This is a genomic window from Paenibacillus sp. AR247, assembly GCF_002968895.1.
GTDB lineage: Bacteria > Bacillota > Bacilli > Paenibacillales > Paenibacillaceae > Paenibacillus_AQ > Paenibacillus_AQ favisporus.
This window is the reverse complement of the sequence record NZ_PCZT01000009.1, coordinates 2,075,899-2,085,742: the sequence shown is the minus strand read 5'-3', so window position 1 is coordinate 2,085,742 and position 9,844 is coordinate 2,075,899. Positions and strand designations below refer to the sequence as shown.

General features: G+C 53.4%; 7 protein-coding genes and 2 pseudogenes. 8 read left to right on the top strand and 1 reads right to left on the bottom strand.

Features of this window, described 5'->3' with window-relative positions; genetic code table 11:
* The 5 genes and pseudogenes from CPT76_RS18270 to CPT76_RS18250 form a co-directional block, all read left to right on the top strand.
* Nucleotides 1–195 (top strand): annotated as a pseudogene (locus CPT76_RS18270) (sugar ABC transporter permease); the annotation flags it as partial.
* Between the two features lie 22 nt (nucleotides 196–217).
* Nucleotides 218–1,600, top strand: a complete 1,383-nt coding sequence (locus CPT76_RS18265) for an ABC transporter substrate-binding protein (protein WP_116231460.1) — start codon at nucleotides 218–220, stop codon at nucleotides 1,598–1,600.
* A gap of 80 nt (nucleotides 1,601–1,680) precedes the next feature.
* Complete coding sequence (locus CPT76_RS18260) at nucleotides 1,681–2,550, top strand: carbohydrate ABC transporter permease (RefSeq protein WP_105443845.1); 870 nt, start codon at nucleotides 1,681–1,683, stop codon at nucleotides 2,548–2,550.
* Between the two features lie 59 nt (nucleotides 2,551–2,609).
* Complete coding sequence (melA, locus tag CPT76_RS18255; protein WP_105443844.1) at nucleotides 2,610–3,932, top strand: alpha-galactosidase; 1,323 nt, start codon at nucleotides 2,610–2,612, stop codon at nucleotides 3,930–3,932.
* Between the two features lie 69 nt (nucleotides 3,933–4,001).
* Nucleotides 4,002–4,649, top strand: coding sequence for a DL-endopeptidase inhibitor IseA family protein (locus tag CPT76_RS18250; RefSeq protein ID WP_105443843.1), 648 nt, complete (start codon nucleotides 4,002–4,004; stop codon nucleotides 4,647–4,649).
* A gap of 705 nt (nucleotides 4,650–5,354) precedes the next feature.
* Here the strand turns inward: CPT76_RS18250 and CPT76_RS18245 are convergent.
* Nucleotides 5,355–5,744, bottom strand: a complete 390-nt coding sequence (locus CPT76_RS18245) for a hypothetical protein (RefSeq protein WP_105443842.1) — start codon at nucleotides 5,742–5,744, stop codon at nucleotides 5,355–5,357.
* A 399-nt stretch (nucleotides 5,745–6,143) separates the two neighbouring features.
* Here CPT76_RS18245 and CPT76_RS18240 point away from each other — a divergent pair, with 399 nt between their 5' ends.
* The 3 genes and pseudogenes from CPT76_RS18240 to CPT76_RS18230 all read left to right on the top strand — a co-directional run.
* The gene (locus tag CPT76_RS18240) at nucleotides 6,144–7,151 is read left to right on the top strand and encodes a substrate-binding domain-containing protein (RefSeq protein WP_105443841.1); all 1,008 of its coding nucleotides are present in this window, start codon (nucleotides 6,144–6,146) and stop codon (nucleotides 7,149–7,151) included.
* A pseudogene (locus tag CPT76_RS18235) lies at nucleotides 7,141–8,990 on the top strand (cache domain-containing sensor histidine kinase); the annotation flags it as partial. The gene CPT76_RS18240 and the pseudogene CPT76_RS18235, both read left to right, overlap by 11 nt.
* Before the next feature lie 53 nt (nucleotides 8,991–9,043).
* The coding region (locus CPT76_RS18230) for a response regulator (RefSeq protein WP_146116344.1) at nucleotides 9,044–9,844 on the top strand (801 nt) is incomplete at its 3' end.

The following is a 9,844-nucleotide window of genomic DNA, read 5'->3' as shown; positions in this document are numbered from 1 at the left end:
TACATTATTACGTCCGGCGGACCCAACGATTCTACGCTGTTCTATTCGCTGTATCTGTACAAGAACGCCTTTTCTTATTTCCATATGGGGTATGCCTCGGCTATGGCATGGATTTTGTTCCTGCTGATTATGGCCGTCACGCTGCTGGTATTTAAGAGCTCGGCACGCTGGGTTTTCTATGGCGGGGAAAGGTAAAACGATATCGGAGGTGCATGGAATGAAGTCAACGCTCAAACCGTTCTTATCGATGGTGCTGATCATGCTGATGCTTGCCGGTCTAATAGCATGTTCCTCACCGGGTACTCCGGCGGCCGGGCAGGATGGCAAGAAGGAAGATACGTCCGCCCCGTCTTCCGATTCCGGGAAGAAAGGCGACGGAAAAGCCGTAGAAGTTACATATTGGCATATGTGGACGAGTGACTGGAAGAAGCTGATCGACAGCCTGGTCGATGAGTTCAATCAGACGCATCCCGGCATTCACGTGACCGCGCTCTCCATTACCGGCGATGCCAACGCCAAATTTTTGACGGCACAGGCCGGCGGGGATCCGCCCGACGTCATGACGCAATGGAACCAGATCATTCCCTCGTGGGCGGAAAAGGGAGCCATCGCTTCACTGGACCCGTACATCCAGGCCGACGCGCCGGATTTGGGCGAGTGGATGTATCCTACGGTAAAGGAAATCGGAACTTACAAGGGAAAAATGTATGCGATCCCATTTTCGATGAATACGCTGGCGATGTATTACAACAAGGATATTTTGAAAGAGGAAGGGTTCGATCCGGAAAAACCGCCCACCACGATCCAGGAGCTGGATGCAATGCAGGACAAATTGTGGAAACTGGATAAACGCGGATTCATCCAGCGGGTCGGCTATATGCCGAGCGGGCTTACCCAGTGGAGCACCGCTTTCGGCGGAAAATGGGCGGATGAGGACGGCAAGCCGACGGCAACCGATCCGAACAACCTTGCCACATTGGAATGGTTTCAGTCTTACGCGAAAAAATACGATCCGACCAAAGTCGCCGCTTTTAACAAAAGCATGTCTTCCAACGTGAACTCGGCGTGGTCTTTCCTCAGCGGCAAGCAGGTGTTCGCGATGGACGGCATGTGGAGGCTGGAGGACTTGAAAAATTATGCTCCGGACCTTCAGTATGGCGTCATGACGCTGCCCTACCCGGAAGGAACCGGAAAACCGGACGCGACCTGGGTCAATGGAAACTTTAACATCATTCCGGAAAAAGCCAAGCATCCGAAAGAGGCGTGGGAATTCATCCTGTGGCTGACCGGCTACCATAACGAAGATTGGGCGGCGCAAATGCTGACCAAGGGCGGGTGGATCCCGCCATCGCCAAAAATTACAGAGAAACAGGCTTACCAGGACTTCATGAATGAAATTCCGGCCAGAAAAACGTTCGTCGATCTGCTCGGCAGCCCCAACGCGAAGATCACACCTGTCATTCCGGTGCAGCAGTATTATTGGGACCGGGCGGCAAAGGCCGAAGAGTCCGTCATGACGGGAAACAAAGATCCCAAGCAGGCCTTAGAAAACTTGCAGAAAGAAGTCGAAGAAGAGATCGCCAAAGCCGGAGGCAAATAACGGATAAGGGCAGGGAGGAAAGGGATCCAATTCGGTTACCCTTCCTCCTGCCTTCATAACCGTGAAAGGAGAGGCCCAAGATGCTTGAAATCAAGGCACAGTCTACCACGAAATTAAGCAGAACAAGGAAAGGCGTATTTAAACAGCTGATCGCCCATGTTTGCTTGATCTTACTGGGCATCACCTTTCTTTTTCCTTTTGTCTGGATGCTGTCCACCGCGCTCAAACCGGAGGCGCAAATTTTCAAATGGCCGCCGGAGTGGATTCCGGATCAGTTCCTATGGTCGAACTTTCCGGAGGCGCTTACGTTTGTCCCGTTCGGTACTTACGTCCTCAATACGTTAACGATTTGCATCTGGGCAATGGTCGGCACCTGCGTTTCCTCCGCCCTCGTGGCTTACGGGTTTGCCAAAATCCAATGGCCGGGACGGAACGTACTGTTCATGATTATGCTCAGCACAATGATGCTGCCTTCCCAGGTCACGATGATTCCGATTTTCGTCATTTTCAAAAAGATCGGCTGGGTGGGAAGCTACAAACCGCTCATTATTCCGGCATTTTTAGGCGGTGCGTTTTTTATTTTTCTGCTGAGGCAGTTTTTTCTGACGATTCCTCAGGAACTATCCGAGGCGGCCAAGATCGACGGCTGTTCGGAATTTCGGACCTTCTGGCAGATCATTCTCCCGCTTGCCCGTCCGGCATTCGCCACAGTGGCGTTATTTACGTTCATGAACAACTGGAACGACTTCATGGGACCGTTAATTTATTTGAGCGACGAGAAAATGTACACCGTATCGCTTGGGTTGCAGCAGTTTATCGGTCAGTACGGCACGCGTTGGGGGATGCTGATGGCGGCTTCCACCGTTGCGACGCTGCCTATTATCATTTTGTTCTTTTTTGCCCAAAAGACCTTTATTCAGGGGATTTCGACGACAGGCATCAAAGGCTGACAACTGACTGGCCGGGGTTCTGGCCGCATGCAGCTTGATCAAAAGGGAGGAATTCGGCAGTGAAGAAAATCGTATTTATCGGGGCAGGCAGTCTCGTGTTCACGAAAAACCTCGTTCGCGATCTGCTTACATTCCCTGCGCTCGCTGACAGCATCATCGCTCTGGTTGACATTGACGTGGAGCGTCTCGGATTTGCGAAGAAAACGGTGGAGAAAATTATTTCGGCCGGAGGCTATCCGGCGAAAGTCGAGGCGCATACTGACAGGACCAGAGCGCTAGACGGGGCGGACGGAGTCGTCTGCACGATCTTGGCGGGAAGCCTGGACATCTGGCGGAAAGACATCGAGATTCCGAAACAATACGGCGTGGACATTAATGTCGGAGATACGCGCGGGCCATCCGGCATATTCAGGGCGCTCCGCACGATTCCGGTGATGCTGGACATTTGCCGCGATATCGAGCGGTACTGTCCGCAGGCGGTATTTCTGAATTATACGAACCCGATGGCGATGCTGTGCAGGGCGATGCAGAGCGAAACGAACGTGACCGTGACAGGTCTGTGCCACAGCGTGCAGGGAACGGCATCGATGCTGGCCAGGTGGATCGGGGCGCCTAAAGAGGAGATCACGTATCTCTGCGCAGGCATCAATCATCAGGCGTTCTACCTGGATTTTCGCTGGAACGGCCAAGACGCGTATCCGCTCATCCGGGAGGCGATGAATCATCCGGACATTTACAACGAGGAGCAGGTCCGAAATGAAATGTTCCTTCATCTGGATTATTACGTCACGGAATCCAGCGGCCATAACTCTGAATACAATGCCTGGTTCCGAAAGCGGCCGGATTTGATTGAAAAGTACTGCACGAACGGCACGGGCTGGAATCCCGGTGAATACGCGTATATTATCAAAGGCTACGAACAGAGGCAGGGCAGCTGGAAGGAACAGATGCGGAGCTGGATGGAAGAGCCTGTCGATTTAAACCGGGGCGAAGAGTACGCCGCGTATATCTTTAACGCCACGATCGGGGACGGTACCCTGTTTAAATTCAACGGCAACGTCCGTAATCATGGCCTGATCGATAATTTGCCGGACGGCTGCTGCGTTGAGGTCCCTGTATTGGCTTCGAAAAGAGGGCTGGAGCCGATTCATGTGGGAGCCCTGCCCGATCAGCTGGCGGCCCTGACCAATATAAGCGCCCGCTGCGAAGAGATGGCTGTGGAAGGCGCGCTTACGGGCGATCCGCGGAAAGTATTCCATGCGGTATGCTTCGATCCGCTGACTTCCGCGGTCCTCAGCCTGGCTGAGATCAAATCGATGGTTGATGAGATGTTTGAAGCCAATCGCGAATATTTGCCGCAGTTTAAACATTTCAAATCATAGCTTATCGTTTCCTGGATGAAACTTTTTCCATCCTGATTTCGTTTAACAGGGTGGAGGCGATAATACAAGATGAAACTTAATCGAAAAATTGGATTTACACTAGCAACCGGTTTGATGGGAGCAAGCCTGCTGGCTGCTGCGGCCGGAGCGGCTCCGGCGGGGAGCGTGACTGCTCCGGCGCAGGTGCCGGCACAAACGGTAGAGAAGGTCGTCGTGACCGACGCAACCAAGATCAGCAAGCTGAACCATACCAGCGTGACGCCATTAATCATAGAAGCTGAGAAGCGGTATTTTTATGCCCTGGGCGGCGGCAAGGGATTAGGGGACACATTCGAGGTCGGTGGCCGGCAGTATCGGTACTTGTCCGATGATATCGGAACCCGGGAGAAGCTGATGAACTATTTGAAGTCCGTATATACGGAAAAGGCAGCTGCCTATTTTGTGGACAAATATTTCATTTCTCATGATGGTCGTTTGGCCCAGCTGAACGCCGATGGCGGCAACATTCTGGAGTTCGACAAGGCGACAGCCAAACTGCTCAGCATGACGGATACGCAGCGCGTGTATAAGCTGAGCGTTCCTTACCCGGAGCATCTTCAGGGTCCGGCATACGTGACGGTCAAGTTTGAGAAGGTTGGGCAATTTTTGGAGAGTGGGCACCGCCCCGCATGCGATTTTTTAGTAGGATCTATACTTTCGAAGTTCCATATGCATTGAGGGAAGAGGAAACAGACGAAAGACCCTGCCGGGCGCCGGCGGGGTCTTTATTTAAGAGATCAGAAAGTATAAGTTTCGGAGCTTCTGCTTCCTGATCTCGCAAGAAAAACCTCCTCTAGAAGCGGTCTGTCTTCTTTGAAGGTACGTCGATAGACGTTTTTCTTATAATATCAGAATTATCAGAATGTATTAAACTCCAAAGCTATTGCTTCCTGATATTGCAAGAAAAATTACCGTTTAAACGCGGTCTGTCTTCTTTGAAGGTACGTCGATAGAAGTTTTTCTTATAATATCAGAATGTATTAAACTCCAGAGCTATTGCTTCCTGATATTGACAAGAAAAATTACCTTTAAACGCGGTCTGTCTTCTTTGAAGGTACGTCGATAGACGTTTTTCTTATAATATCAGAATGTATAAACTCCAAAGCTATTGCTTCCTGATATTGCAAGAAAAATTACCTTTAAACGCGGTCTGTCTTCTTTGAAGGTACGTCGATAGACGTTTTTCTTATCAAAAAACCAGCCTGGACAACGCGTCCAGGCTGGTTTACAAATTTCGTTATCAGTTTCCATTTGAATTTCGTTCGAGCATTCTGTTTCCATTGACCGTGGTGAATCATGTTATCCTCCATGTGTGAACGCCGGATCCGTATCGGAGCGCCCGGATGACCGATCAAAACGTTGGACGGTCGTATGTACCTCCAGTTACCCGAATGAAGTATGGACACTTCGTTCGACGATTCCCCTTAGTTCAGCCTTGTGCGCCGCATATTGATCTGCGCTAATGCTCCCTTTGCGCAGGCGCTCATCCAGCTGGCGGGTCAGCTGCGATACTTGCAGATCGATGATTCTCTGGATGTCGGCTCCCTGGTCAGCGGCGATGTCATGCAGGGACTTGCCCTCATACAGCGCCTCATACAGTTCCTCGTCGGAGTCCTGATGGAGAGCTTCCAGCAATTCGTCTTTATCCTTTACGCCGGTGGTGGCCCATTTCGCGGCCGGGCTTGCGCTTGTGATGGAGGCGCTTAACGCGGTGCTTCCAAAGGACATGATCACGACCATCGTTCCGACAATCATCACTCGCTTTATGTTCATGGTTAAAAATCCTCTTTTCATGTATTTTGTTACGGGTCATTTGTGTGAACGGATATGGGGGATGTGAGATCTTCAGCCTAAGGTCATTATAGACAGCAAACCTGAGGAAAACCTTAAAGATTCTATAACCGTACCTAAAGATTTTACGTGTTGCTTCCCGGATCGGTTTCACTTTAGAGATAAAAAACAACGGAAAGCTCATGAGCTTCCCCCAATATCTATTGGCCATTCCGGTGAAATCAGGGGAGCATCAAGGGTTTGCCGATGGACAGTAAAAGGTGGTGCTGCAGGATAGTGATACGGATATTGGCAAGTTCTTGCGCTTCCCAAAAGTTTGCCTTGTGCTATAATGTAACCGATTCCATAGAGTTCAGCAGACTGTGACAAGGGGAAACGCAGATGAAGAAGATGATGATGGTTTACCTGGTACTAATCATTGCGTTTGGCGTCTATGTATTTATGTACCGGATGGATGACAAGCGTTCTTCTGCATGGCCGGACGGCGGGCTGCACGGCAGCATCGGGGAGAACTATGTGATGGTAACCTTTCAATCCGGAATGGAATATTGGAAAAATATTGTGAAAGGCTTCGAGGATGGAGGCGACGCCCTCGGCGTGTCCGTCGAATACCACGGAGCCACCCAGTACGACGTGCAGGAGCAGATCACCGTGCTTGAGCAGGTCATTGCCAAAAAGCCTGCCGGCATCGCGCTGTCGGCCATCGACTCCGACGCTTTGACCGCGACGATCAACAAAGCGGTGGACGCGGGCATTCCCGTCGTCCTGTTCGACTCGGACGCCCCGGACAGCAAAGCGTACTCTTTTCTTGCGACCAATAACTACGATGCGGGTGTGGCGGCCGCCGATAAAATGGCGCAAATCGTCGGCCGGCAGGGCGAGGTCGGCATCATCACGCAGTCCGGCCAGCAAAACCACAGCGACCGCACATCAGGGTTCAAGGAAACGATCGCGAGCCGATATCCGGCGATGTCTGTGGTTGAGGTGAAGGAAGGAAAAGGCGACGCCATGATCGCTAAGTCCGCGGCCGCGGACATGCTGGGCAAGCATCCGGACCTTAAAGGCATTTTCGTGACGGAAGCCAGCGGCGGCACAGGGGCGGCGGACGCGGTGATCGCTGCGAATCGGACCGGGAAGGTGAAGATCATCGGGTTTGATACCAATAAAGAGACGCTGGACCGGATATCCGACGGCACGATTTCAGCGACGATTGCTCAGGGGACATGGAATATGGGCTACTGGTCGCTGCAGTATTTATTCCATCTTCATCATGGGCTGACCGTTCCCGCACCGACGCTGGGCAACGACGTATCCCCGCTGCCGCCGCGGGTGGATACCGGCATTACAATCGTTACCCGCGAGAATGTGAAGGATTATTATGCGAAATAAGCTTCGTAACAATTGGCGGCAGCGTCTGCTGCAGTGGACCCGGTTCGGTGATCTGCCTCTGCGGTACAAGCTGATCATCCTTTTTCTGATGGTAGGCATCCTTCCGTCGATTGCGCTCGGTGCATTGGTCAACTGGACGGTCAATCGGATCGTCGACGGGCAGGTCACGGCGAACACGGTGCAGCTCATCGGCAAAGTCAATCAGACGCTTGATAACGATATGGAAAACTTGCAGAACATTACGTATTTGATCGGCTTTGACCCGGCCATCAACCGGTTCCTGAATGGGCAGATTGCCGCCGAAGGGTCGAGTGCCGCCGGAGGTGTTGCCGGACAAGCGCAGCGCCCGCAGATTAATGACCAAAACGGGGAAGTGTACGCCTTGAAGAAGTATCTGCAGGGCTTCACGACGCTGTATCCGGAAATTGCCGCCATCCTGGTCGTGAACCACAACGGCGATTACATCAGCAACGAAATGTATGCCCGGACGCCGGCCAATTTGACCCGGGATTCGTGGTATGAGGAGGCTGCGGGACACGAAGGGATTTTTACAGTGCTGGGGCATCCTTCTGAGCGAAACGTCACGACGCATGTACATTATGCCAACGATGAGTTGATCTCGGTCGTGCGGTCCTTTGTCGATCCGGACACGCGTAAAGTCACCGGAGCCGTGCTGATCGACTTGAAGCTGCGGGCGGTGGCCAGCACAGTCCGGAACGTCACCCTTGGTAAAAACGGGTATTTGATGGTAACCGATGCCGGCGGCTCGGCCATTTACACCCCGGATGAACCGTTGGTTCGGGACATTCCAATATCATGGATTCCCCGGGAAGACAGCGGCATGTTCAGGCATGAGGTCGACGGCCGGCGGCTGCAGTTTATTTACGGCACCTCTTCTTTTACAGGCTGGCGGACCATTGGCGTGTTCGACAGCGGAGAAGCGGTCCGCGAAGTGCGGGAGATCCGCTTCTACGTCATCTGCTTCCTGTTTGTCGTCTGCATGTTCGGCCTGACGGCCTCGTATACGCTGTCGCAGTCCGTGTCCCGGCCGATCCGCCAGCTGATGGCCTTTATGCAGAAGGCCGAATCCGGGGATTTGACGATCCGGTATTGGGGCGGAAGGCAGGACGAGGTTGGTATGCTGGGCCGTAGCTTTAACCGGATGCTCGCCGAAATCCGCAAGCTGCTGAAGCTGAGCGAGCTTCGGGAACGGCAGAAGCGCGAGGCGGAGCTGCGCAGCCTGCAGGCGCATATCAAGCCTCATTTTTTATACAATACCCTTGATACGATCCATTGGATGGCTAAGAAAAAAGGGGCCGACGATGTGTCCGATATGGTAGAGTCGCTGTCCAGGCTGTTCCGGATCGGGCTCAGCAAAGGGGATGACATCATTCCGATGACCGACGAATGGACGCATATCTCCAGCTATTTGCAGATTCAGAAGACGCGCTACCGGGACCGGCTCACCTACGAGCTGGATCTGCCCAAGGAAGCGGAAGGGCTGTACGTTCTAAAGCTTGTGCTTCAGCCAATCGTTGAAAACGCCATCTATCACGGCATTAAGGCACGCCGAGGCCCGGGCATCATACGGGTGTCCTCTGAGGTGGAGGGCGGCGTCCTGCGCCTCATTGTTAAGGACAACGGGGCGGGGATGTCCCAGGAGCGGCTAGTTGCGCTCCGCCGCCAGCTTCAGGATCCTTTGGCGGCCATGGATCATCCACCGGAAGAAGGTGGACCGGCCAGCCGCAGCTATGGCATGCTGAACGTCCAGGCGCGGCTTGCACTGACTTTTGGGGAAAAATCGGAATTAGCATCGAGAGTACGGAAGGCACGGGCACGAGCGATATCAGGTACTGATTGCGGACGATGAACCGATTATCCGGGAAGGCATCATGGATTCGGTGGAGTGGGAGACGCTTGGCATGGAGGTCGCCGGCGAAGCGGAGGACGGGGAGGAAGCGCTTGAGTTCGCCCTTCGCGAAGCGGTCGACATCGTTCTGGTCGACATGAACATGCCGATCATGGACGGCTTGACGCTGATGAAGCGGCTGAAGGCCGAACGCCCGGCGTGCCGGTTTGTCATCATTACCGGGCATGACGAATTTGCCTACGCGCAGGAAGCGATCCGCCTCGGCGTCAAGGATTATATTTTGAAGCCGGTCAACAGCGGCCATTTGCAAGAGGTGCTGCAGAGCGTCAAGCAGGAGCTTGATGAGCAGCAGGTGCAGAGCCACTATTTGAAGCAGGCCTCGGAGCAGATTGAGCGGAACATCCCGCTCCTGCGGCAGCGCTTCTGCCAGGAGTGGATTCAGGGGCTGGTGGATGACGGGAACGCGCTCGAGCAGCTGGAGTTTCTTGGCCTGCCTGCCGGTTTTCCGGCAGAGCTGGGGATCGTCAGGTGGCCGGAGACGGCCTCAAACCAGACGCTGATGAAAGAGAGCGAGAGACAGCTGTATTTGTTCGCGATCGAGAACATCGTTTCGGAGCTGCTGCAGGATACGCCCCATCAGGTGTTCCGGGAGCATACGGAATTGATCGGCATCTGCTTGTGGGATAACGCGCCGCTGGAAATGGCCGCGAATATTGAATCGGCGGTGCAGCAATATTTGAAAATCACCGTCCACTGCCAGATCGAGGAGGTGCCGGAAGGCCCGGGTGCTATGGCGGCCGCGTATGACGCCTGCCGGGAGGCG